The 23,584-nt window shown below is 39.0% G+C and carries 25 protein-coding genes and 4 tRNA genes; 18 read left to right on the top strand and 11 right to left on the bottom strand.

The window, feature by feature from the left end:
* Nucleotides 1-28: 28 nt before the first annotated feature.
* Entirely contained in the window at nucleotides 29-1,354 is a 1,326-nt protein-coding gene (locus AAV97_RS06355) for a Na+/H+ antiporter NhaC family protein (protein WP_004830257.1), read from the bottom strand.
* Nucleotides 1,355-1,776: 422 nt separating this feature from the next.
* Between AAV97_RS06355 and trpA the strand changes: the two genes are divergently transcribed.
* The 4 genes from trpA to AAV97_RS06335 are packed head-to-tail and all read left to right on the top strand — an operon-like array spanning nucleotide 1,777 to nucleotide 5,754.
* Complete coding sequence (gene trpA / locus AAV97_RS06350; protein ID WP_005031143.1) at nucleotides 1,777-2,580, top strand: tryptophan synthase subunit alpha; 804 nt, start codon at nucleotides 1,777-1,779, stop codon at nucleotides 2,578-2,580.
* Entirely contained in the window at nucleotides 2,577-3,473 is an 897-nt protein-coding gene (gene accD / locus AAV97_RS06345) for an acetyl-CoA carboxylase, carboxyltransferase subunit beta (RefSeq protein WP_046760125.1), read from the top strand. The genes trpA and accD overlap by 4 nt, the downstream gene beginning before the upstream one ends.
* On the top strand, nucleotides 3,470-4,759 hold the full coding sequence (gene folC, locus AAV97_RS06340; RefSeq protein ID WP_046760124.1) for a bifunctional tetrahydrofolate synthase/dihydrofolate synthase: 1,290 nt from the start codon (nucleotides 3,470-3,472) through the stop codon (nucleotides 4,757-4,759). The genes accD and folC overlap by 4 nt, the downstream gene beginning before the upstream one ends.
* Nucleotides 4,750-5,754, top strand: coding sequence for an SPOR domain-containing protein (locus AAV97_RS06335; protein ID WP_005031140.1), 1,005 nt, complete (start codon nucleotides 4,750-4,752; stop codon nucleotides 5,752-5,754). The genes folC and AAV97_RS06335 overlap by 10 nt, the downstream gene beginning before the upstream one ends.
* A 23-nt stretch (nucleotides 5,755-5,777) precedes the next feature.
* Here AAV97_RS06335 and AAV97_RS06330 read toward each other — a convergent pair whose 3' ends face one another.
* The 5 genes from AAV97_RS06330 to AAV97_RS06310 form a co-directional block, all read right to left on the bottom strand.
* Nucleotides 5,778-6,374: a dual specificity protein phosphatase family protein gene (locus AAV97_RS06330; protein ID WP_046760123.1), complete on the bottom strand. Its 597-nt coding sequence runs from the start codon at nucleotides 6,372-6,374 to the stop codon at nucleotides 5,778-5,780.
* 2 nt (nucleotides 6,375-6,376) lie between these two features.
* Entirely contained in the window at nucleotides 6,377-7,192 is an 816-nt protein-coding gene (locus AAV97_RS06325; protein WP_042088065.1) for an MBL fold metallo-hydrolase, read from the bottom strand.
* A 316-nt stretch (nucleotides 7,193-7,508) separates the two neighbouring features.
* Nucleotides 7,509-7,763 carry a hypothetical protein gene (locus AAV97_RS06320; RefSeq protein WP_228136519.1) on the bottom strand — a complete coding sequence of 85 codons (255 nt, stop codon included), beginning with the start codon at nucleotides 7,761-7,763 and terminating at the stop codon, nucleotides 7,509-7,511.
* A gap of 95 nt (nucleotides 7,764-7,858) precedes the next feature.
* Nucleotides 7,859-8,476, bottom strand: a complete 618-nt coding sequence (locus tag AAV97_RS06315) for an L-threonylcarbamoyladenylate synthase (RefSeq protein WP_004830246.1) — start codon at nucleotides 8,474-8,476, stop codon at nucleotides 7,859-7,861.
* A 268-nt stretch (nucleotides 8,477-8,744) separates the two neighbouring features.
* Nucleotides 8,745-9,410, bottom strand: a complete 666-nt coding sequence (locus AAV97_RS06310; RefSeq protein ID WP_046760121.1) for an elongation factor P hydroxylase — start codon at nucleotides 9,408-9,410, stop codon at nucleotides 8,745-8,747.
* 97 nt (nucleotides 9,411-9,507) lie between these two features.
* On the opposite strand from AAV97_RS06310, the gene AAV97_RS06305 reads away from it, so the two are divergent.
* From AAV97_RS06305 to lysM, 6 genes are all read left to right on the top strand, one after another.
* Nucleotides 9,508-10,071 (top strand): YceD family protein, encoded by a 564-nt coding sequence (locus tag AAV97_RS06305; protein ID WP_005031131.1) that lies wholly within the window; start codon nucleotides 9,508-9,510, stop codon nucleotides 10,069-10,071.
* A 74-nt stretch (nucleotides 10,072-10,145) separates the two neighbouring features.
* Nucleotides 10,146-10,331 (top strand): 50S ribosomal protein L32, encoded by a 186-nt coding sequence (rpmF, locus tag AAV97_RS06300; RefSeq protein ID WP_004830240.1) that lies wholly within the window; start codon nucleotides 10,146-10,148, stop codon nucleotides 10,329-10,331.
* A 167-nt stretch (nucleotides 10,332-10,498) separates the two neighbouring features.
* Nucleotides 10,499-11,485 (top strand): ACP S-malonyltransferase, encoded by a 987-nt coding sequence (gene fabD / locus AAV97_RS06295; protein WP_046760120.1) that lies wholly within the window; start codon nucleotides 10,499-10,501, stop codon nucleotides 11,483-11,485.
* Nucleotides 11,482-12,216 carry a 3-oxoacyl-ACP reductase FabG gene (gene fabG, locus AAV97_RS06290; RefSeq protein ID WP_005031128.1) on the top strand — a complete coding sequence of 245 codons (735 nt, stop codon included), beginning with the start codon at nucleotides 11,482-11,484 and terminating at the stop codon, nucleotides 12,214-12,216. The genes fabD and fabG overlap by 4 nt, the downstream gene beginning before the upstream one ends.
* Nucleotides 12,217-12,302: 86 nt before the next feature.
* Nucleotides 12,303-12,539 (top strand): acyl carrier protein, encoded by a 237-nt coding sequence (gene acpP, locus AAV97_RS06285; RefSeq protein WP_004723957.1) that lies wholly within the window; start codon nucleotides 12,303-12,305, stop codon nucleotides 12,537-12,539.
* Nucleotides 12,540-12,827: 288 nt separating this feature from the next.
* A complete protein-coding gene (lysM, locus tag AAV97_RS06280) occupies nucleotides 12,828-13,301 on the top strand; it encodes a peptidoglycan-binding protein LysM (protein WP_004830234.1) in 474 nt (157 codons plus the stop codon).
* Between the two features lie 177 nt (nucleotides 13,302-13,478).
* On the opposite strand, the gene AAV97_RS06275 is transcribed toward lysM, so the two are convergent.
* Entirely contained in the window at nucleotides 13,479-14,117 is a 639-nt protein-coding gene (locus tag AAV97_RS06275; RefSeq protein ID WP_046760119.1) for a peroxiredoxin, read from the bottom strand.
* A gap of 331 nt (nucleotides 14,118-14,448) precedes the next feature.
* Here AAV97_RS06275 and secA point away from each other — a divergent pair, with 331 nt between their 5' ends.
* The 8 genes from secA to AAV97_RS06235 all read left to right on the top strand — a co-directional run bounded on the left by secA (nucleotide 14,449) and on the right by AAV97_RS06235 (nucleotide 20,843).
* Nucleotides 14,449-17,169 (top strand): preprotein translocase subunit SecA, encoded by a 2,721-nt coding sequence (gene secA / locus AAV97_RS06270; protein WP_046760118.1) that lies wholly within the window; start codon nucleotides 14,449-14,451, stop codon nucleotides 17,167-17,169.
* Between the two features lie 138 nt (nucleotides 17,170-17,307).
* Entirely contained in the window at nucleotides 17,308-17,670 is a 363-nt protein-coding gene (locus tag AAV97_RS06265) for a hypothetical protein (RefSeq protein WP_004830228.1), read from the top strand.
* Between the two features lie 168 nt (nucleotides 17,671-17,838).
* Nucleotides 17,839-19,059, top strand: coding sequence for a bifunctional glutamate N-acetyltransferase/amino-acid acetyltransferase ArgJ (argJ, locus tag AAV97_RS06260; RefSeq protein WP_009584714.1), 1,221 nt, complete (start codon nucleotides 17,839-17,841; stop codon nucleotides 19,057-19,059).
* Between the two features lie 149 nt (nucleotides 19,060-19,208).
* A complete protein-coding gene (gene nadA, locus AAV97_RS06255) occupies nucleotides 19,209-20,276 on the top strand; it encodes a quinolinate synthase NadA (RefSeq protein WP_046760117.1) in 1,068 nt (355 codons plus the stop codon).
* Between the two features lie 152 nt (nucleotides 20,277-20,428).
* A tRNA-Pro gene (locus AAV97_RS06250) sits at nucleotides 20,429-20,505 on the top strand.
* A gap of 44 nt (nucleotides 20,506-20,549) precedes the next feature.
* Nucleotides 20,550-20,626, top strand: a tRNA-Arg gene (locus AAV97_RS06245).
* A gap of 41 nt (nucleotides 20,627-20,667) precedes the next feature.
* Nucleotides 20,668-20,743 (top strand) — tRNA-His (locus AAV97_RS06240).
* Nucleotides 20,744-20,766: 23 nt separating this feature from the next.
* Nucleotides 20,767-20,843, top strand: a tRNA-Pro gene (locus AAV97_RS06235).
* A 141-nt stretch (nucleotides 20,844-20,984) separates the two neighbouring features.
* On the opposite strand, the gene AAV97_RS06230 is transcribed toward AAV97_RS06235, so the two are convergent.
* From AAV97_RS06230 to AAV97_RS20830, 4 genes are all read right to left on the bottom strand, one after another.
* Complete coding sequence (locus AAV97_RS06230) at nucleotides 20,985-21,464, bottom strand: OmpA family protein (protein WP_004830223.1); 480 nt, start codon at nucleotides 21,462-21,464, stop codon at nucleotides 20,985-20,987.
* 16 nt (nucleotides 21,465-21,480) lie between these two features.
* Nucleotides 21,481-22,698: a sensor domain-containing diguanylate cyclase gene (locus AAV97_RS06225; protein WP_004830220.1), complete on the bottom strand. Its 1,218-nt coding sequence runs from the start codon at nucleotides 22,696-22,698 to the stop codon at nucleotides 21,481-21,483.
* 4 nt (nucleotides 22,699-22,702) lie between these two features.
* Nucleotides 22,703-23,110 carry a YfiR family protein gene (locus AAV97_RS06220; protein WP_009584663.1) on the bottom strand — a complete coding sequence of 136 codons (408 nt, stop codon included), beginning with the start codon at nucleotides 23,108-23,110 and terminating at the stop codon, nucleotides 22,703-22,705.
* Between the two features lie 197 nt (nucleotides 23,111-23,307).
* A partial coding sequence (locus AAV97_RS20830; protein ID WP_228136518.1) for a hypothetical protein occupies nucleotides 23,308-23,584 on the bottom strand: 277 nt, incomplete at its 5' end.

Here is a 23,584-nt window from a genome sequence, read left to right as displayed (position 1 = left end):
ATTTTTTCATGCCTATTATTTATGAATTCTATTTTAATTTTGGAAATCTAAATGCGATAGCTAAAACTGCAAATATTGCCAATACCCAGCAGTAATAAATGGAGCTGATGAGTTCCACAGGTGAAAGTTTAGCAATTGAACATGCGAGTAGAAGTTGTGCACCATAGGGAATAATTCCTTGGATCACACATGAAAAAATATCCATGAATGCAGCAGCACGTTTGGGGTCTACACCATATTCTTTGGCAACTTCTCGTGCCATATCACCAGATAAGATAATTGCCACAGTATTATTGGCAACGAATAAATTCGAGAAAATCACCAAAAAGCTAATACCAATTTCACCTGCACGTTGTCGACCAATATTAAATCGTCGGGTTGCAGAATAAATCCGTTGAATTAACCACTCTAAACCACCTTCCTTTTGCATAATGGCAGAAAGTCCACCTAAAAACATGGAAAGTAGCGCAACCTCAAACATTCCCACAAATCCGTCATAAATTGCGTTATTTAATTTGAGTAAATCCAATTCAGGCTTTGCAACCAGACCGATTAAGACAGAAAGGACAATACCAATCGTCAACACAGCAAGCACGTGCAAACGGGTAAAAGCCAAAAAGAAAACAGCCAAATAAGGCACAATCAACCATAAGTTATAGCTTTTATACTCAATGAGTTGAGATTGGTGACTGGTCAAAAAATAAATCATGATGGTGATGATTGCAGCCGGTAGTGCAATCCAAATGTTGACCCGAAATTTGTCGCGTAGCTCTACATTTAAACTTCTCGTTGCCGCAATGGTGGTATCTGAAATCATCGATAGATTATCACCAAACATTGCACCACTAACCACTGCACCTATGGCATAAATGGGCTGAATCGCTGTGGCTTGGGAGAATCCAAACGCAATCGGAGCACAAGCTGCAATTGTGCCCATTGATGTTCCCATTGCAGTTGCAATAAAAGCTGAAATCACAAACAGCATGGGCAAGACAAATGTCGGTGGAATAATGGATAAACCAAATTGAACAGTTGAATCCACACTTCCAATGCTACTGGTCACACTTGCAAATGCGCCAGCCAACATGAAAACCATAAACATGAGGATCAAATTTGGATGGCTTGCACCATTTAAAAATGCTTCAATTGCTGAGTTTATTTTTCCTTTATACAGCAAAATCGCCAATATAATCGCAGGCAACGCTGCGATCGGAGCTTTGACTTGATAAAAAGCAAACTCAGTACCAATGATGGTATGGTAAATACCGCTGCCTAAAAAAATGGCTAAAAATACAATAAGTGGTAATAGCGCAAGCGCACTGGCTTGCACTTTAGCCTGTGGGAGTGTGGTCATAAGAGGAGATAAAAAATCAGAATCCCGCGTAGTATAAACAGCTTTTGCAATTTCTGAAAAATGATTGTGTATCTTCTAGAAGTGCTTTTTTTACCCTATGGTTATGATTTATTTTTATTTTTTAAAAAATATGTGGGATTTTCATTATATTAAAAATAGGTAACTTTGATCATTGTCCTCATTTTGAAAATAGCGCTAAATGTACATATGGGTTGTTTTATTATTTGTCATATAAAACAAGATACGTTTGAGCGACTATGTGACTCTATCCTTTGAGTAAAAAATAGCGTTACAATGCAGTGTCTTGTATTTATACATTTGGATGATGGAAGATAATAAGTCAATGAATTTTAAATTCATCTCAGTTGTCTGATCATCTAAAAACTCCTCAAGTTTGAACAATTCAAGGAATGTACAATCCTATGTCACGTTTAGCTACTCGTTTTGCACAACTTAAATCTCAACAGCGTAAGGCTTTGGTTTCTTATGTGATGGCGGGTGATCCACAACCTCATGTAACGGTACCATTGTTGCATCAGATGGTTGAAGCAGGCGTAGATGTTGTAGAACTTGGATTACCATTTTCCGACCCGATGGCAGATGGTCCTGTAATCGCACTTGCAGCAGAGCGTGCTCTGGCTGCCGGCACCAACACACTTGATGCTTTGAATATGGTCAAAGCGTTTCGTCAAAAAGACACCACTACACCTGTTGTTTTAATGGGATATTTAAATCCTGTTGAAGTCATTGGATATGAAAAGTTTGTGGCTTATGCCCATGAATGTGGCGTAGATGGCGTATTGCTTGTGGACTTACCTCCAGAAGAAGCAAAAACATTAGATGACGTATTGCAAAAATACGATATGGATCAAATCTTTTTGCTCGCACCAACCTCTACTGAACAGCGTATTCAACATGTAGTAAATCAAGCCCGTGGTTTTATTTACTATGTGTCTCTAAAAGGTGTCACTGGTGCTGCAACATTGGACACAACTGAAGTCGCAACACGTATCCAAAAAATAAAAACCTTTACAGATATTCCTGTTGGTGTAGGTTTTGGAATCAGTGATGCTGCTTCTGCTAAAGCTGTTGGTCAAGTTGCAGATGCTGTGATTGTTGGAAGTGCTTTTGTCAAACCTTTTGCAAATCTTGCACCAGAACAAGCTGTTGAAGCAGCAGTGAATAAAGTCAAGGAGCTTCGAGCGGCGCTCGATGAGTTAGTATGAATCAAGAAGTGAAATCAGGGAAAATCCTCAGCGCAATTACGCCGTGGACAGATCGTAAAGTTCCAGGCATTGATGTGCCTGATCAACAACAAACACTCAAAGCGACGTTTACTGAACCAACCATTGAGTGCCCTGAATGTCATGCACTCGTGACTCGTACAGCGATGTCTTTTAATGCTTATGTTTGTCCGTCATGTGATGAACATTTGAAAATGAAAGCACGTGATCGTTTGAACTGGTTCTTTGATCAGGTTAACAATGAACTTGGTCAAGAGTTTGTTGCAAAAGATCCGCTACATTTTGTCGACAGTAGACCTTATCCAGCGCGTTTAAAAGAAGCGCAGGATAAAACAGGTGAAACTGAAGCGCTGGTCGCCATGCAAGGGCAGTTGAAAAATATGTCAATGGTGGCTTGTGCTTTTGAATTCGACTTTATGGCTGGATCAATGGGTACTGTCGTGGGCGATCGCTTTGTACAGGCTGCTGAAAAAGCCATTAAAGACAAACAGCCATTAATCTGTTTTGCAGCTTCTGGCGGTGCACGTATGCAAGAAGGCATGTTGTCGCTTATGCAAATGGCACGTACTTCAGCCGCAGTTCAAAAAATGAAAGATGCACATCTACCTTATATCGTGGTGTTAACACATCCAGTTTATGGTGGTGTTACTGCGTCTTTGGCAATGTTGGGCGATGTACAAATTGCAGAACCTAAAGCGATGATTGGCTTTGCTGGTAAGCGCGTTATCGAACAAACCGTACGTGAGAAACTTGAAGAACCGTTCCAACGCGCGGAATTCTTGCTTGATCATGGGGTGGTCGATCAAATTGTTCATCGTCATGCATTACGTGATACTGTATATCGTATTGTAGCGAAACTGATGAACTTGCCTTGAACAACGAAACAGCACCTTTAAATACTGATAAATTACAAACATGGCTCGATTATTGGAGCCATGTTCACGTTACAGGAATTGATTTAGGCTTAGAGCGAGTCATTCCTGTAGCTGAACAACTCGAAATCATGCGTCCCTCAGCAAAAGTGATTACTGTTGCTGGCACTAATGGTAAAGGATCAACCACAACCACCCTCGCTGCTATACTCAATGCGCAAGGTTTGAATGTAGGCCTATATCAATCCCCACATATTTACAGATTCAATGAACGTGTCAAATTGGCTGGTCAGGAAGTTGATGATCAAACTCTGATTGATGCTTTTGTTCAAGTTGATCAAGCACGTCGTATCTGCAATTTATCATTATCCTTTTTTGAAGCAACCACACTGGCAGCATTCGTTATTTTTAAACAGAAACAATGTGATGTTTGGGTGTTAGAAGTAGGATTAGGTGGACGTTTAGATGTGGTCAATGTGATTGACCCAGATCTCGCTGTGATTACCAATATTGGTTTAGATCATACCGACTGGTTGGGCGATACGATTGAAAAAATTGCTTTTGAAAAAGCAGGAATTATTCGTTCAAATATTCCTGTCGTCTTTGGGGGCTTACAAACAATACCACAAGCGATTCAGGATAAAGCACAACAATCTAATGCTCAGTTATATGCTGTAAATCGTGATTATTTTTATCAGCTATCTGAAGATGGTCAGACTTGGAACTTTGCAAGTTCAGGTACGACTTTGAAATTTCCAACAGGGCAGCTTGCTTTAGAAAATATTTCTACTGCTGTTGCCGCAGTTGTACTCAGTGATTTAAATGTTTCGCAACAGGCAATTGCTCAGGGAATCAAAAAGGCACAATTGGCTGGTCGTTTTGAAATTAGAAAAATACAAGATAAAACAGTCATCTTTGATGCGGGACATAATCCGCATGGTGTTGAATTTTTGTTAAAGCAATTGCGAAAATTCTTAGAATACAATAAACAGTACACAGAAGTTGTCTCTATTTTTTCAATGTTGTCTGACAAAGATATAGATTCTGTGGTCAAGTTGTTGAAAAATACTGTCTTAAAGTGGAAAATTGCTCCATTAACTGTGCCTCGTGCAGCATCAATGGAACAGTTGCACACTGCATTGCAGAATGAGACAGTTGAACAGTTTGATTGTGTACAAGCCGCATTTCAATCAGCGCTTGCAGAAACCAATAATAATCAGCTGATTTTGGTGTGTGGTTCGTTCCATACCTTAGAAGCGGTCTGGGAGTATTTAGAAGAATGTCAATGAATAACAAACAACGCTGGATGGGCGGTGTTGTTTTATTAAGTGGTGGTGTTCTATTGGCGGCATTGCTTCTAAAAGGTAAAGAAGAAATCCACCAAAGACAGGCTGAAACACAACCTGCAAGTCAAACTCAGCCAAACAAAACTACGCCTGCAGGCGAGGCTGTACAATTACAACCATTGACTGTGGATGTTGCAACAGAAAAACGTCTGTTGGAAGAACAAAAGCGTGCTCGTGAAAAAGCTGTGGCTGAACAAGAAGCCAAGGCTGCTGAGTTTTTACGTATGCAACAACAGGCAGAGGCTGATGCTGCACGTAAAGCTGCTGAAGAATATGCTGCTGCAAATGCAAGACGTGGTGCAGCAGCGGCAGCACAAGAGGGTGCAGATATTCCTCCTGAGCTGGTGCAAGATGAAAAAGCCAAAGCGCAACAGAAAGCAACTGAACAGAAGCAGCTTGAGCAACAAAATGCACAGTTGAAACAGAAAGCCGAAGCTGAAAAAAAGCTCGCTGAGCAGAAGCGACAAGCTACCGCAGAAGCAGAGCGTAAAGCAGCTGAAGAGAAAAAACGTAAGCTAGAAGAACAACAGAAAGCTGACGAGAAACGCAAAGTAGAAGCTGAAAAGAAAGCCGCTGCTGAGAAAAAACAAGCTGAAGAGAAGAAAGCAGAAGCTGAGAAAAAGCGTAAAGCTGAGGAAGCTAAAAAGAAAGTTGAGGCAGAAAAAGCACGCGATTTACTGGAAAATGGTGATAAACAATGGATGGTACAAGTTGCACTTGCAGCCAATGAAGCCAATGCAGATGCAGTCGCTGCAAAGCTCCGTGCCAAAGGTTATAAAGTCACCAAAAGCCCAACCTCGAAAGGTATTCGTATCATGGTTGGACCATCTAAAGATCGAGAGTCTGCTGATGCATCACGTAAAAAGATCAATGCTGATGCAAGCTTAGGCATGAAATCTGCTTGGGTGATCGAATGGGTTCCTTTGGATCGCCGTTAAGAGCTGATGTTAAGTGCTATAGATTAGGACATTGAAGATGGATTCGTGAGTTGCTCACGAATCCATTTTATATTTTCAGGGGTAAAAAGTTTTTCAATATTGCTCCAAATCGGATGAAAACCATAACCACCATGTTTCATTTCTTTTAATGCATCATCGACTGACCAATTCTCAAAAATAATACGATACATGGCAACACTTGCACCCGTACGATCTGAGCCGTGATAACAGTGAATAAGAACCTTTTGCTGCTTTTTCTCAGCTGTTTGAATCGTTTTCATGACTTGAAGTAAATCATCACGATCGATTGCCCAAGTGTTGATTGGAATATGTACCAATTGAAAATCTTGTTGTGCCAAAACAGTTTTATCTCTATCACGGCTCCTTAGATTGATGACCACAGCAATATCATGCTCATTTAAGGCAGGAATAATCTCTGTGCTGGGCTGTTCACTACGGAAAACGCTGTCACTGATACGATAAAAATTATGCTGTTTATTCACCACAGTGCCCCATTGCTGTGGGCGTTGGTGATCAGGAAGTGCTGATGTCGTCATGCAGCCCACAAACTGTAAACTTAAGCTGACTAAGACGGTAGAGGCGAGTAATTTCAATTTCATAATTATTTTACAAGGTAGCGGTCAAGTTCAACGGGATCATGCGCACAAATTATTTCGATGCGTGGCTCATTGTGTGCCAAACGTTGGATTTCAGAAAGTGTTTTTAAGCGAGCTGTATTATTCTCTGCAAATAAACGTTCCAGCTTATCCAGGAGCGGAAGTTTATGATTTGGATCTAATTCCAAATGGCTGTAATAGGCATCACCACAGAAGAATACCCATCCATTGTGTTGTTTAATCGCAATACCACAGTGTCCAGTGGTATGTCCCAGTAATGGAATCAATAAGATTTCATCATTAAACATATGAAAACCTTGAACCTTGTGAAAATTAAACCAAGATTCTCCATTCTTTGGCTCAAGAAAGTTCCAGTGACGATGATTTTTAAATTGTTGTGGGCGATAACGTAATTTATTCATCATCGAGAGTTTCTGAGCTGCATTATATTCACTGGATAGAATATGAATCGTGGCTTGAGGAAAGTCTGAAATTCCTCCAGCATGATCTAGGTCTAAATGACTGACCAAAATGTGTTTGACATCAGAAGGTTGAAAGCCGAGTTGTTGAATTTGTGCAAGTGCGGTTAATGTAAAATCAAATTGAATAGCACTGACCTTTGAAAATAACTTGCCTAGGCGTGCTTGAGGGTGAAGATAATCTTGAGTCCCAAATCCTGTATCAATCAGTACTAAGCCTTTATCGGTTTCTACTAAGAGGCAGTGGCAGACCATTTTTGCATGTAAACCCTTTTGCCCATAAATTGGTGCACAGATTGGACACATCGTTCCACAATGTAAATGATGAATGTTGTATATCATAATGATGCTTTGTTTTTAGGATTGTGCTTTGTTTATAAACTGAATTGGAAAAAATACCAATCTAAAAATACAATTGTTGTGTAATTGATATCGGGTAAATCACAGCCCATGCAGTGGATTTTTTTAGCGGTTATAGCTTGAAACAGTAAAGTCTTTATTTCTCTATGTTGAAAAATATCAATTTTACTTTTAATCGACATGGTCTTGTTACTGGGGATTTGAATGCTTTTTCCCAAAGTTTCTATTCATCATTGATAACTTTGAGTTTGATTTGTTGCTTATGTTAGATTTGATTAATGCAAAGTGTTTTTGTATATCATATTAAATTTGTTAAGTATTTATATTTTTTTTCAAGGCAATATTCGATAATTAAATAACAAATTTCTCTTAAACATACATTTCGAGTTTTAAACTGCAAGGCTAAGCGTTTTAGTTCATTGGTTGTTGAAAACAATTGAAAACTTTGGGCTAGAGGATTTTCAACTAAAGACACAGATTGCATGCTCACTTGTGCTTCAGGTGTCCAAGGCTCTTCAACAAATAAAATTTGATCATTTTGAAGATTATTCATATTCAATAAGGTGGTGAATAGATCCATCGCATCTTACTTCTATCAAGCCTTGATTTTTTAGGATTACTGATCAATGGTTAAGTGGAATCTAGCGCTTATTCAAAAGCGCTGACATCGCCCACACCACGACGAACAATTTCTGGATTTACTCCAGAGAGATCGACAATACTAGTGGTGGTTAAAGTTCCCAAACCACTGTCAATAAATACATCAATGCGTTTTTCCAATAATTGTTCAATATCGTAGGGATCATCCATTGGTGCATCTTGACCGGGTAAAATCAAGGTACTTGTCAGTAAGGGTTCTCCCAACTCTTTTAACAGCATTTGACAGACAGGATTACTTGGAACACGTAGACCGATGGTTTTTTTCTTTGGATGCATTAAGCGACGCGGTACTTCACTGGTTGCAGGTAAAATATACGTGGTGACTGCAGGTGTATTGGCTTTAAGTAGTCGATACATTGCATTGTCTACTTTGGCATAAGTGGCGATATCTGATAAGTCAGCACAAATAATGGCGTATTGATGTTTGGCACCTAAGCCACGAATCTGAGCAATACGTTCCATCGCATTCTTATTTCCAATCTGACAGCCTATGGCATAAGCCGCATCTGTTGGATAGACCACAACATCACCTGCTCGAATTCTTTCTACAGCTTGACTAATTAAACGTGGTTGAGGATTGTCAGGATGTACTCTTAAATGCAGCATATTTATTCTCCTGATTTATTATCTATTGATATATGGTATTGAAAATAAATGGTTAAGAACACCATTATTTGTAATTTTATTTGAACTCATTCATATTTTAATAATATTAGAACGATGGCTCAGGTATTTTAGCTTTTGAATATGACATTCACTAAAATCTATGTCGATCTAGTGCGAATGAGTGGACTCTGATTGCAATTATATCGCCAGCCATAGAATCAAGATGGCGAAATGAGTTGGTAAAGATGTTTGAGTTAACTTATTTTGATTAACCATCTAAATCATTTCGGTTGAACTCACTGCTTTGTAATGTTTTGCCACCTCGAGTGTATGCACAAATACATTCAATAAAGTGTTTTGCATCGCGAGGAAGTTTAGTTTCACCTGAAAAAAAGTGTTGTACCTGAGCATAAACATGATCTTTAAATCTAGCACCATCACCCCCTTCTCCAGTGAGATTATCCAGTGAGACTCGAAATTTTCGTCCAAATGCTTTAGAGAATAACCATTCTATGGCTTGAGGTTTGATTTCAACCTGTTCAAACAATGCTTGTTGCTCAGCTGTACGTCCATCTGGCGCATACCAATAGCCTAAATCAGATAACAATCGACGTTGTTCACCTGCAATGGTCCAATGACTAATTTCATGTAAAGCACTATTAAAAAATCCATGTGCAAATTGAATACGCGCAGGCTGGTCTTTTGTTGCAGGAAAATATTCAGGTTCAAAATCACCACGAACAAGTATTACATTTAGGTGGGAAAACCAACGATTAAAGTGTAAGATAAGCCAATCTACTTGCTGGGCTTCTGTTTGCAAATTCTCCCATTGGGAGCGTTGCACATCGGTCACTTCCAATGTGTTTTCAGAGGTTAAGCGGGTGTTAAATTGTAATGAAGTAGTGACTTCAGGTTGCGGCTGCAACTGATGCATGGCTTGTATTACTCAAGAGATCTGTCTAAATAAGTACAAAATTGTATCTTAATCTTTGACAGAGTACCTATGAATTTGTAGAATTGCCGCCTTAATTATGTCAGCAAATACCTTTCCGGCACAGATAGAGCCGTTTAAATGGGCTGAACAAGGCTTTACATGGTCAGGTACACTGCCATTGTCTCGCTTTGTTCGTATTTCCCGTGAAGCTGTTGGATCAATTGATGATCAATTGATCAATATAGACTGTAAGCTATCAATGGATGCGTATCATCGTATCGTATGGTTAGATGGTCATGTAGATACTAAAGTTCCAATGGAATGTCAGCGTTGTCTGGATTCTGTTGAAATTCCTCTGGTTTCTGATTTCCATTTGGCTTTAATAGATGATGAGTCACTGATAGAGCGCTTGGATGAGGATGCTGATTTCATCGTATTAGGTGAAAGTGAAGCAACAACCAAGGGAGATTATTTAACCAATACTCCTGCAACTGTTGATTTACTCGCGCTTTTAGAAGATGAATTGTTATTGTTGATGCCTTTGTCTCCTAAGCATGACGCTTGTGAACATAAGCATCAGCCAGCCGTTCAGGACATTGTTGAAGAAAAACGGGATAACCCGTTTGATGTTTTGGCAAGTTTGAAGGGTAAACTTAACTAAATTTTGTGTTATACTGTTAAGTTAAGACAACCGAATTTGTTCTGATCCATTTTTTCGATTTGTAAGGAGCCATCATGGCCGTTCAGCAAAACCGTAAAAGTCGCTCTCGCCGTGACATGCGCCGTTCACATGACGCTTTAACCGAGAATGCATTAACTGTAGACCAAACTTCAGGTGAAACTCACCGTCGTCACCACGTGACTAAAGATGGTTTCTACCGTGGTCGTCAATTATTCGCTAAAGCAGCTGATGCTGAATAATTGTTGACGCATTAGGCGTAAGCTTAGTGAAAAAATGGGAGCGAAAGCTCCCTTTTTTTTGTTTTGTATATGCGTATTTTTTGTTGTATTTCGCAATTAAATAAATTTTTTTTTTCTGTAAAATTGCCGCATCGGAAACGATCAAGATTAAATAAGGGACTTTTTATATGTCTGCCAAACGACTCGAACAAGCAGCTCAAGCAACAAAAACTGCATTTTTGTTTCCAGGTCAAGGGTCACAAAAAGTAGGTATGCTTGCTGAACTTGCAGAACAGTTTAGTGGTGTACAAGAAACCTTTGCTGAAGCTTCAGATGCCATTGGTTTTGATTTATGGCACATTGCGCAAAGTGGTGAGGGTTTAGATCAAACTGAAAACACTCAACCTGTACTATTAACAGCCAGTATTGCGCTTTGGCGTGTATGGTTGGATCTTGGTGGTGTTGCACCAAAGTATCTTGCAGGTCATTCATTAGGTGAGTACAGCGCCTTGGTTGCTGCAAATGCAATGACATTAGCTGATGCAGTTAAATTGGTCAATCTACGTGGTCAATTGATGCAATCTGCAGTACCTCAAGGGCAAGGTGCAATGGCTGCGATTCTCGGTTTGGAGGATGCAAAAGTCATTGAACTGTGTGAACAAGCCAATGTGCAAGGGCGTGGCTCAGTTGAAGCGGCAAACTATAATGCACAAGGTCAAGTTGTTATTGCAGGGGATAAGACGCTGGTTGAAGCGGTTATGGTTGCGGCAAAAGAGAATGGTGGCAAAGCGATTGCTTTACCAGTATCAGTACCATCTCATTGTTCGTTGATGAAACCTGCTGCTGAACGGTTTGCAGAAGCTTTGGAACAAACTGCCATTGAGCTTCCAAGTATTCCTGTAATACAAAATGTCAATGCTGAAATTGCCACAGATACCACACAGTTACGTCAGGCGTTAACAGCGCAATTGTACCAATCTGTACAGTGGACCAAAACCATGCAACTCATACAAGATCAAGGTATCAAGTATGTTGCAGAGTGCGGACCTGGTAATGTACTGGCAAATTTGGCAAAACGTTTACCTAATATTGAAAAAGCATTTCCACTTGATACGCAAGCACGTATGGAAGATGCACTGAATGCTATCTTAGTGGCTGAAGGGAAAATTGCATGACACAAGAACGTAAAGTTGCATTAGTGACAGGCGCAAGCAGAGGAATTGGTGCTGCCATCGCTCAACAATTAATTCAAGATGGTTATTTTGTTGTCGGTACAGCAACATCCGAAGCAGGTGCAGAAAAACTTTCTGTGACTTTTGCAGAGCAAGGTGTAGGCGCAGTACTTGATGTACGCGACGGCACAGCCATTGATGCATTGGTATCTGACATTGAACAAAAATATGGTTCAGTGATGATATTGGTCAATAACGCAGGGATTACCAAAGATAATCTATTATTGCGTATGTCTGAAGATGATTGGGACGATATTCTCAACATTCATCTCAAGGCTGTTTTCCGTTTGTCTAAACGTGTATTGAAAGGTATGACCAAAGCTCGCTTTGGACGTATTATCAATATTAGTTCTGTCGTTGCTCATTTTGCTAACCCAGGTCAAGCCAATTATTCAGCGGCAAAAGCAGGTATTGAAGCGTTTAGCCGTAGCCTTGCAAAAGAGATGGGTAGCCGTCAAATTACAGTGAACTGCATTGCTCCAGGTTTTATTGCGACTGAAATGACTGAGCAGTTAAGCGAAGACATTCGTAAAAAAATGAGTGATCAAGTTGCCTTAAACCGCTTTGGTCAACCACAAGACATTGCGGATGCTGTGAGTTTCTTGGCTTCTGACAAAGCTAGTTACATTACAGGCACAGTATTACACGTAAATGGTGGTTTATACATGGCGTAATGCGATGTATAAACTTTGAAAAAAGTAAATATTCAATTAAACTATCAGGCAATTAAAAGCCGCCACAAGCAATGAGGAGAATTCCTGTGAGCGATATCGAACAACGCATTAAACAAGCTGTTGCAGAACAATTAGGTATTAAAGCTGAAGAAATCAAAAACGAAGCATCTTTCATGGATGATTTGGGTGCGGATTCTTTAGACCTAGTAGAACTTGTTATGTCTTTCGAAAATGACTTCGACATCACTATCCCTGATGAAGATTCTAACGAAATCACGACTGTTCAATCAGCAATCGACTATGTAACTAAAAAACTTGGTTAATGTGTTGATTGTATAACACGTCGTTGTTATGCGTAAAAACCACCGTAAAGGTGGTTTTTTTATTGCTGGATATTTTTAAAGATGCAATCAAGCTTAATCACCTAAACAAAATATTTGATCATGCTGAAATAATTCTAAAATCAAAAAAATAGTGGTTACATACGGTTACTTTTCTGTCACTAATGACTACGCATTTCGCTGTATTTTTTCGCTATAAAAATAGAGTTTATAATTTTTTATAAAAGTTCACAGTAAAAACAAGTTCCAAATAAAATATGGAGAACATAAATGGGTCTTTTTGATTTCGTAAAAGGTATCGGTAAAAAAAATACAGCGCCTGCTGAGCCACAAGCTGCACCAGCAACACCAGCAGAGCCTTCTGCACAAGAAGTTGCGAACAAACTCCTTGGACTCGTGAAGAGTTTAGGTCTGTCTATTGACGGTTTATCGGTGAGTTATAATTCTCAAACAGACTTAGCTACTGTTCGTGGACAAGTACACAGCCAAGCAGATAAAGAGAAAATTGTTCTTGCGATTGGTAATGTTGATCATGTTGCTCAAGTGGATGATCAAATGACTGTTGCTACACCAGAGCCAGAAAGTAAATTCTATACGGTGAAGTCAGGTGATAATTTGTCAAAAATTTCAAAAGAATTTTATGGTGATCCAAATCAATACAATAAAATTTTTGAAGCAAACCGCCCATTACTGAAAAATGCAGATGATATTTTTCCTGGACAAGTTTTGCGTATTCCAGCTTAAGTGCTGTAGATAGAATTAAAGGCACTTCGGTGCCTTTTTTTGATTTTAGACTCAGTCTGGTTTTAATAAGGAGTGTCTTGGACTTGAATAGAGAAATGGCATAAAAAAGATCACATATAAAATGTGATCTTTTGAAAGAGTAGTTAGTTTAAATAAATGACGTAGTTGCGGGTTATTTTATTTGTTCGGTTGTGGTGTAAGACGTAAATAAGGTTTAACCGCCGTATAGCCTTTTGGGAAGCGCTCTTTCAACTCCGCTTCATCTTTGAGTGAAGGCACAATCACAACATCCTCACCATCTTGCCAGTTGGCAGGTGTCGCTACTTTATAATTATCTGTCAGTTGTAATGAGTCAATCACTCGCAAAATTTCATGGAAATTACGCCCAGTTGATGCTGGGTAGGTAATAATGAGGCGTACTTTTTTATTGGGATCAATAATAATTAAGGAGCGAACGGTTAAAGTTTCACTGGCATTGGGATGGATAAAATCATAAAGCGTTGAAACTTTACGATCTTTGTCTGCAAGTATCGGAAAGTTCACCTGAGTATTTTGTGTTTCGTTGATGTCGTTAATCCATCCGCGGTGTGATTCAACATCATCTATTGAAAGGGCAATAGCTTTTACGCCACGTTTTTCAAATTCACTTTTTAACTTTGCAGTATAGCCAAGTTCAGTGGTACACACAGGTGTGTAGTCTGCAGGGTGCGAAAACAGAATTCCCCAGCTGTCGCCCAAATAATCATAGAAGTGAATGGGTCCTTCACTGGATTCTTGGGTGAAATCTGGTGCAATGTCACCTAGTCGTAGCGTCATGATAAAAACCTCAAAATTAAAAAATCATCTGTTATTTAGCTCGTCCAAAATACTATTGCGCAGTTTTTTTATAATTAAAAATAGTGTTTTTTTATTTCTTTATGAAAAAAACAGATATGTTGGTGTGTTGATGTGAAAAAAACACAGAATTGCGCACGACCTCGCTGTAAATATCGGTTAAATTTGCTACATTAAGGCGCTTTAACTCATGCGTACCTAACTGGTCGTCAGATTTTTTTGATTGGATTTGTGCAAAACCCTTGTACTTCAAATTTCTAACACCATAATATCGTCTGAGAAAAATTTATTTTACAAGATTTAGAGAGTTTATATGTTGGCAAGTCTGATCGGAGGAATCTTCGGTACTAAAAACGAGCGCGAACTAAAACGTATGCGTAAAATTGTCGATAAGATCAATGCGCTCGAGCCGACGATATCTGCACTCAGCGATGCAGACTTATCTGCAAAAACTGAAGAATTCAAACAAAGATATAAGAATGGTGAAAGCCTAGATAAATTAATGCCAGAAGCATTTGCTGTATGTCGTGAAGCAGCAAAGCGTGTTATGGGTATGCGTCATTATGATGTGCAGCTCATTGGTGGTATTACTTTGCACGAAGGTAAAATTGCTGAGATGCGTACAGGTGAAGGTAAAACCCTGATGGGAACTTTGGCTGTTTATCTCAATGCAATAAGTGAGCAAGGCGTTCATGTTATTACGGTTAACGATTATTTGGCACAACGTGATGCTGAATTAAACCGTCCGCTTTATGAGTTCTTAGGTTTAACGGTTGGCGTGATTTATTCAATGCAATCACCAATCGAAAAAGCTGAAGCTTATCGTTCAGATATTACTTATGGTACCAATAACGAATTTGGTTTCGATTATCTTCGCGATAACATGGTTTTCTCTATGGCAGAGAAAAAGCAACGTGGTTTGGTTTATGCGATTATCGATGAGGTCGATTCGATCTTGATTGATGAAGCACGTACTCCGTTGATTATTTCTGGTCAAAGTGATGACTCATCACAATTGTATGTCGCAATCAATAGTATTCCACCTAAGCTTCATGCACAGAAAGAAGAAAAAGTTGCAGATGGTGGGCATTTCTGGATTGATGAAAAACAACGCCAAGTGGAAATGACTGAAGTCGGTTATGAAACTGTTGAAGATGAATTGATCAAAATGGGTTTGTTGGCTGAAGGCGAAAGCTTGTATTCACCATCTAATCTTAACCTTGTTCATCATGTTTCAGCAGCAATTCGCGCGCATTTCTTGTATCAACGTAATGTTCATTACATCATCCATGATGGTGAAGTGATTATTGTCGATGAAAATACAGGTCGTACCATGCCGGGACGTCGCTGGTCAGAAGGTCTACATCAAGCAGTTGAAGCAAAAGAAGGCTTAGATGTTCAACCTGAAAACCAAACTTTAGCGACAACAACATTCCAGAACTATTTCCGTTTATACAAAAAGCTTTCAGGTATGACAGGTACTGCTGATACTGAAGCTGCGGAAATGAAAGAAATTTATGGCTTGGATGTTGTACTTATTCCAACGCATCGCCCAATGATTCGTAATGACCAGAACGATTTAATTTATTTAAACCGTAATGGTAAATACAATGCCATCATTGAAGAGATTCAAAAAATCCATGAAGCTGGTGTTGCTCCAATCCTGATCGGTACTGCAACGATTGAAGCTTCTGAAATTTTATCAGATAAGCTCAAAGAAGCGGGCATTGCGCATGAAGTGCTGAATGCTAAACAGCATGAACGTGAGGCTGATATTATTGCACAAGCAGGTTCGCCACGTGCTGTTACGATTGCGACAAACATGGCAGGTCGTGGTACAGATATTTTGCTTGGTGGTAACTGGAAAGCTAAATTAGCCAAAATTGAACAACCTACTGCTGAAGATGAAGCACGTCTAAAAGCAGAATGGGAACACAATAATGAAATGGTGTTGAGTTCAGGTGGTTTACATATCATCGGTTCTGAACGTCATGAATCTCGTCGTATTGATAATCAGTTGCGTGGTCGTTCTGGTCGCCAAGGTGACCCTGGTGTTTCACGTTTCTTCTTGTCTTTAGAAGATGATTTGATGCGTATTTTCGCAGGTGATCGTGTTGTTGCAATGATGCGTGCAATGGGTTTACAAGAAAACGAAGCTATTGAACATAAGATGGTTTCTCGTTCGATTGAAAATGCGCAGCGTAAAGTTGAAGCACGAAACTTTGATATTCGTAAAAATTTATTGAAATATGATGACGTCAATAATGAGCAACGTAAGATTATTTACTCTCAACGAGATGAGATTTTAGAAGAGAGTTCACTTCAAGATTATATTGAAGAAATGCATCGCGAAGTTGTAAAAGGTTTGATTGAGACTTATATTCCACCAGAATCCATCCATGATCAATGGGATATTGATGGTCTGGAAAATGCATTAAAAGAAGATTTAGGTATTGATCTTCCTGTTAATCGTTGGTTGGAAGAAGACCGCCGTCTTGATGAAGAAGCTTTGGTTGAGCGTATTTCTGATGAGATTGTTGAACGTTATCGTGGTCGTCGTGAGCAAATGGGTGCTGAAACAGCAGCGACTTTAGAACGTCACTTCATGTTGGGTTCATTAGATCGTCATTGGAAGGATCATTTGGCTGCGATGGATTATCTACGTCAAGGCATTCACTTACGTGGTTATGCACAAAAGAATCCTGAGCAAGAATACAAGAAAGAAGCATTTAACTTATTCGTTAATATGTTAGGTGTAATTAAGTCAGATGTGGTGACTGATATTTCTCGTGTTCATATTCCAACACCTGAAGAGCTTGCTGAAATGGAAGCTCAACAACAAGCACAAGCAGATGCAATGCGCTTGAACTTTGCTCATGATGAAGTAGATGGTTTAAGTGGTAATGTGACCAATGATATCGTTGATGCACAATTTGCAAATGACGATGTGGTTGAGCCACCAGAAAGTCGCAATGCACCATGCCCATGTGGTTCTGGACTGAAATATAAGCAGTGTCACGGTAAAATTAATTAAACCGACTGAAAATTCAATAAAAAAGCAGAACAATTGTTCTGCTTTTTTTACAAGTTATTACGGTGAGTTAATTTTGATTGCAGGAAATATAATAAAATGGTATTAAGTTGCTCAATTGAATAGATATTCGGAAAGACAATGAAAAAACTATTACAACCTTTATTTGTTGCAACTTTAGCCCTTCCAGTATTGGCATTTGCAGATACAGCACCACAAACCACCACTGTAGAAAAAGTACAAGCAGCGACAGGTGCGGTAACAGCGCAAGCAGAAGTTAAAAACGAAACAACCACAGTGATTAGCCCACGTACGGGTATTCGTTATACTTTGGGGAATACGGGTGGACGTCCAATTATTCTCAAAACAGCAGCAATTGCGGCAGTGACACCTGCGACAGTAAATCGAGTTGTTGCATCAAATCCAGCACTTTCAGCATCTAGTCAAGAAAAAGTGAAACAAGCGTTATTGGCTGTGGATACCACAGCTCCAGCGCAACAATAACAAGCGATAGCAAGTATGAAGCCAGTAAATTTACTGGCTTTTTTATTTTATATTCAAATGAATAAACATTTCTTATAGTAAAAATAAATAAGCTTTTTAATAAGCTCGATTTTTAGCGAGAATTCTAATAAGCTGTGGTTCTTATTTAACTCATATGGACATTTAAAAATGGCTGTTGGTGACGTGTCTATGCCACATATGCATGTGGTGCAAGGTGTAAAAATTGGCTCTGCTGAGGCGTATGTCCGTTATCCAAATCGACGAGATTTAGTTATTTTTGAATTTTCACAAGGTACCAATGTTGCTGGGATATTTACCCAAAATGCATTTTGTGCAGCACCTGTTCATGTCTCTAAAGCGCATTTGGCACAGGCGAATCCTCGTTACCTCGTGATTAATACAGGTAATGCCAATGCGGGTACGGGAAAATTAGGTATGCAAAATGCTCAATTGACCTGCTTAAAGCTTGCTGAATTGGCACAAGTAGAGGCTTTTGAAGTCCTGCCATTTTCTACAGGTGTTATTGGTGAACAATTACCAATTGAGCGCCTAACTCAAGGATTACAACCTGCTTTAGCAAGTTTGCGTGACGATGCATGGAGTGATGCCGCAACTGGAATCATGACCACGGATACCACACCTAAAGGTGCTTCAGAGCAATTTGAGCTGGATGGTATTACTTATACCATGACCGGCATTTCTAAAGGTGCAGGTATGATTCGTCCAAATATGGCAACCATGTTGAGCTTTGTAGCAACAGATATGCCTATTGCACGAACACTTGTACAAAAGATGCTGAAAGTTAGTGCAGACCAATCATTTAACCGTATTACGGTGGATGGTGATACATCAACCAATGATTCATGTATTTTTGCAGCAACTGGATGTGCTGGTGGTGTAGAAATCACTACAGAAGATGATGTTCGCTATACGGTAGTGCTTGAGGTTTTATCCCGTGTGATGAAGCGTTTGGCGCAACTGATCATTCGTGATGGCGAGGGAGCAACCAAATTTATTACTGTGGCAGTTGAAGGTGGTCATAATACACAAGAGTGCTGTGATATTGCATATAGTATTGCGCATTCACCACTTGTAAAAACGGCAATTTTTGCATCTGATCCAAACTGGGGGCGTATCCTTGCAGCAATTGGTTATGCAGGTGTGAAAGATCTAGATGTTGAAAAAATTCAAGTTTGGTTGGATGACGTACAGATTTGTAAAGATGGTGGTGCTGCAGAAGATTATACTGAAGAAGCAGGCGCGCGTGTGATGTCACAAACTGAGATGACTATCCGTGTAGATCTTGGGCGAGGACCAGCCAAAGATACCGTCTATACCTGTGATTTATCCTATGACTATGTAAAAATTAATGCAGACTATCGCTCTTAAACATTGATATTTGAATTGAGCCTCATTCGTGAGGCTTTTTTATAACAAAACATTTTTCGAGGTGAATTTATGTGCAGTAAAAAGTACAATAAATTCACACAGGTATACCGCTAGCATGATGCCAGCGACAAGGGATGAGAAGACCTCTTATGAATGATGCGAATAATTTAATTGCCAACGAAGCAAAATCGATTGTGCAAGCGCATTTAGATCGTTTGGGTGAGCCAAAGGACAATTGTTTAAGTCCAGAGCTGAAACAACAAAAGTTTGATCAAATCAAGGCTGAACTGGAAAAGCAAAATGCCGTTTTAGTGGCGCATTATTACTGTGATCCGGAAGTGCAAGAACTTGCAGAAGCGACTGGGGGATGTGTTTCAGACTCTTTAGAAATGGCACGCTTTGGTCGAGATCATGAGGCATCCACACTGGTTGTCGCTGGTGTTAAATTTATGGGAGAAACTTCAAAGATTCTTTCCCCTGAAAAAAGAGTATTAATGCCAACACTAGAAGCGACTTGTTCACTGGATTTAGGTTGCCCAGTAGATGAGTTCACAGCATTTTGTGATGCTCATCCTGAGCACACGGTTGTGGTTTATGCGAACACATCGGCAGCAGTTAAAGCACGTGCAGATTGGGTTGTGACTTCAAGTTGTGCTGTTGAAATTATTGAACATTTAGACAGTCTGGGTGAAAAAATTATTTGGGCACCAGATCAACATTTAGGACGCTATATTCAAAAGAAAACGGGCGCTGATATGTTGTTGTGGGATGGTGCTTGTATCGTGCATGAGGAGTTCCGTGCGCGTGGTATCGAAAAGATGAAAGCCTTGTATCCAAATGCTGCTGTTTTGGTGCATCCTGAGTCACCTGAGTCGGTGATTGATATCGCAGATGCTGTAGGCAGTACTTCACAATTAATCAAAGCAGCGCAGACACTATCGCAAGATACCTTGATTGTGGCTACAGATCGTGGCATTTTCTATAAAATGCAACAAGCCGTACCTCATAAAACATTAATTGAAGCACCAACAGCAGGTGAAGGAGCCACATGTCGTTCTTGTGCACATTGTCCTTGGATGGCAATGAATGAACTCGATGGAATCTTGGCAGTTTTACAAAATGCTGATCAAGAAATATTTGTTGATCCAGCCTTAGCAGAGCGTGCAAAATTGCCATTAGATCGTATGTTGAACTTCAGTGCGCAATTGAAACGTTAAAAATTGTATTAAAAACACCTGAAATGCTTGATTAATATACATTTGACTTGTTTTTTTAACTTTTTTTCAAGATAGGTGTTGACGTCTTGTGGCGTCACGCCTAGAATGCACACCGTACCGCACGATGTGCGATACACTAAAGCTGAGATGAACGGAGCATAGCACAGCCTGGTAGTGCACCTGGTTTGGGACCAGGGGGTCGTAGGTTCGAATCCTACTGCTCCGACCAATTCTTCAAGGCAAGGTAACGGTGATATCAGTATCATTGGTCATGCGCCTGTAGCTCAGTTGGATAGAGCATCCGCCTTCTAAGCGGATGGTCACAGGTTCGAATCCTGTCAGGCGCACCATATGTTGCTTGATATTATAGAGCCTAAAACTTAATGTGACGGTGGATGTAGCTCAGTTGGTAGAGCCCCGGATTGTGATTCCGGTTGTCGTGGGTTCGAGCCCCATCATTCACCCCAATTCCTTGAGTTCGTTGTAAATTCGGAGCATAGCACAGCCTGGTAGTGCACCTGGTTTGGGACCAGGGGGTCGTAGGTTCGAATCCTACTGCTCCGACCATTTAAGTTAAAGCTTAAATATAAATTATCCGCTTTGAAGCGGTTTTTTTATGCCTGAAATTTGTATTGCTTCAATCCGTATAAAAAAATGAAGACAAAAAATAGACCTCTGTTGAGATCTATTTTGAATAAAAGAAAATGATTAAGGAATAATAATCACAGCTACACGACGATTTTCAGCCTTATGCTCTTCAGTATCATTGGATTTAAGCGGTTGATCAGATCCCTTACCAATGATTTGAATATTTGCAGGATTAAATTTTTCTGCAATAAAAATATCAGAGACATTTTGAGCACGTTCTTTGGACAACTTTAAATTGTATTCAGGATTACCGACATTATCAGTATGACCTACAATTTTTAGTTTATCTAAGTGATATTTATTGAGTTGTTTCGCTAAACGAATCAACTCAACTTGATGTTCTGGTTGAATATTGGATTCATTAAAACCAAACAACAAGCGTTCAGGTAAGCCTAAGCTCCAACCTTCATCCGTCAATACGAAACCTTCTTTCTTGAGTACGCGTGCTTGCTTATAGCTTAGACCACCCAGGTTCATACAGCCTGTGAGAGCTAAGCAAACGAAAGCAAGAATAGAAAGACGTATATTTTTTGCAATCATAACAATCCTCTAAACATTAAGAATGATAAATGAACCAATGGTGTTGTAGCGATTTTGCTTTATACATCGCTTGATCTGCTTGAGAAATTAAGTCTTCTGGACTAGAGGCTTTACTTGAAATAGCAATCCCTAGACTGAAACTAAAATAAATCTCTTGTCCTTTGTAAATTAAAGGATCTTCACAACATTTAATGAGATTTTCTGCAATAGAAATTAAATGCTCAATTTTAGAAATTGAACGTAAAATTATTGCAAATTCATCACCGGCAAGACGTGCAACGAAGTCATCTTGACGAATATGGCGTCTTAAACGAACCGCCATCTCTTTTAACACTTCATCACCAACCAAGTGTCCATACTGATCATTAATGGCTTTAAAATTATTATTATCAATAAACAGTAATGCTAAATTTTGGCGTTGATGAGCATCATCAAATAAACTACAGAGTACTTGATAAAAATAACTACGGTTTGGCAGTTGTGTTAAGTGATCATGTTGAACTTGATATGAAAGCTCGCTATTTTCATTTTGAAGATGTGTATGCCAAGACTGGATTTCATCAAGGAGTTGGTTAAAAACACTATTTAACTCTTGGAACTCTTTAACATCACTTTTAGGAAATCTTAAGTTATAAGCTTTTTGATTTCTTAAAAGTTGCGCGATTTGGATAATTGGAGAAAATGAGCCCATGATATGACGGTAGGTGAGATTAACAGACCACCATACCGCAAAAACCATAAATAGCATTCCAAATGCTAGACCTAGAAAAATTTTAAAGATAAACATTAAAATTTCATTCGAGCTACCATATAAAACAACTTGTCCAACAAATTGTCCTTGGTGTTGCACATTCAATTTAATTGCATCTTTTAAAAAAATATGATCAAAGATATTTTGAATATAAGAATAGTGTTCAATATTTTTTAAACTTTGTGCAACCTTTTGTCCTTGCGCATCGTATACCTCTATAAGACGTACAGAATGCTGGAAAGTATATTCATTGATAATTTGTGAAATCGCGATTTTGTCTGAGAATACGAGTGCTGGTTGCACACGTTCAGAAACTGTACGACTGATTAATAGTAAATTTTGTTTTGCATAAGACTCAACAGTAAAGACTGAAATCGTGACAAAAGTTGATGTGCAAATAAATAGCGTGATTGCAAAAGTTGTAAATTGTGATTTACGAAAAAGCGTTTGCAAAGAGCTCGATTTAAAAAACTTATTGATCATGATTTTAATCCGAATTTTTTGCGAGTAACAAAACACGCGGATCAACATGTATTTTAGATCGAGCTAAGCTATCTAAATTAACTTTAAAAATAGTATTCCCTGTTTTGTTGGTAGAGAGGCAAAAAACACTTCCTATTTCACACTCAGCATTATTTGAGCTAAATGATAAAATTGTGGAGTTCAATGATTTATCTATTAATGTCTGCTCAGCTTGCGCGGTGATATTCGAAAAGAATACTGCATCGCAGTGACGACTTTTTAAATCTGTTGCGTGAATAGCATTTACACTAAAAGATGATTTGTTGGATTTTGCGTAATTAGAAAATTGAGTAGCATAATTTGGATTGTCTGCAACACATAATTCAGGTGAGGGTGTATTCCACTTTGCATAACTCAAAATGGATAAGGTCATCACAAAAATATTATGCGACGAGTTGGCCCAGGAATAATTGCAGCACAAGAGCAAAATTCCTAAACAGAATGTTTTTCTATTTATAAGAAGGGCCATATTTTACTTAATTTATTTAATGATAAAATCATTTGAAATAGTTTAAAGAAAAAATTCAAATATAAATAGGTCAAAATTTAAATAAAAATTTTAAAATATGATTAATAAAAATACAACTGAGCACTAAAATCAAAAATAATTAAAAAAGGGGGTTGTGTTAGGTTAGGAATGCTGTAGAATGCACATCCATCGGCGGTGATGAAGATTAAAACTTCTGATAAAACAATGGCTTGGTTGAATTGATTAAGGTGGGTTTTAGAAAGGAAGTTTAAAAAATAATTTGAAATCACAGTTGACTTTCTAGAGATAGAGAGTAATATAGCCGACCTAGCTTGATGCTGACGAAGCATGAAGAAGATCATTAAGAGAATATGAAGA

It is taken from the genome of Acinetobacter sp. Ag2 (assembly GCF_001005515.1).
GTDB lineage: Bacteria > Pseudomonadota > Gammaproteobacteria > Pseudomonadales > Moraxellaceae > Acinetobacter > Acinetobacter bereziniae.
This window is presented reverse-complemented; position numbering and strand designations above follow the sequence as displayed.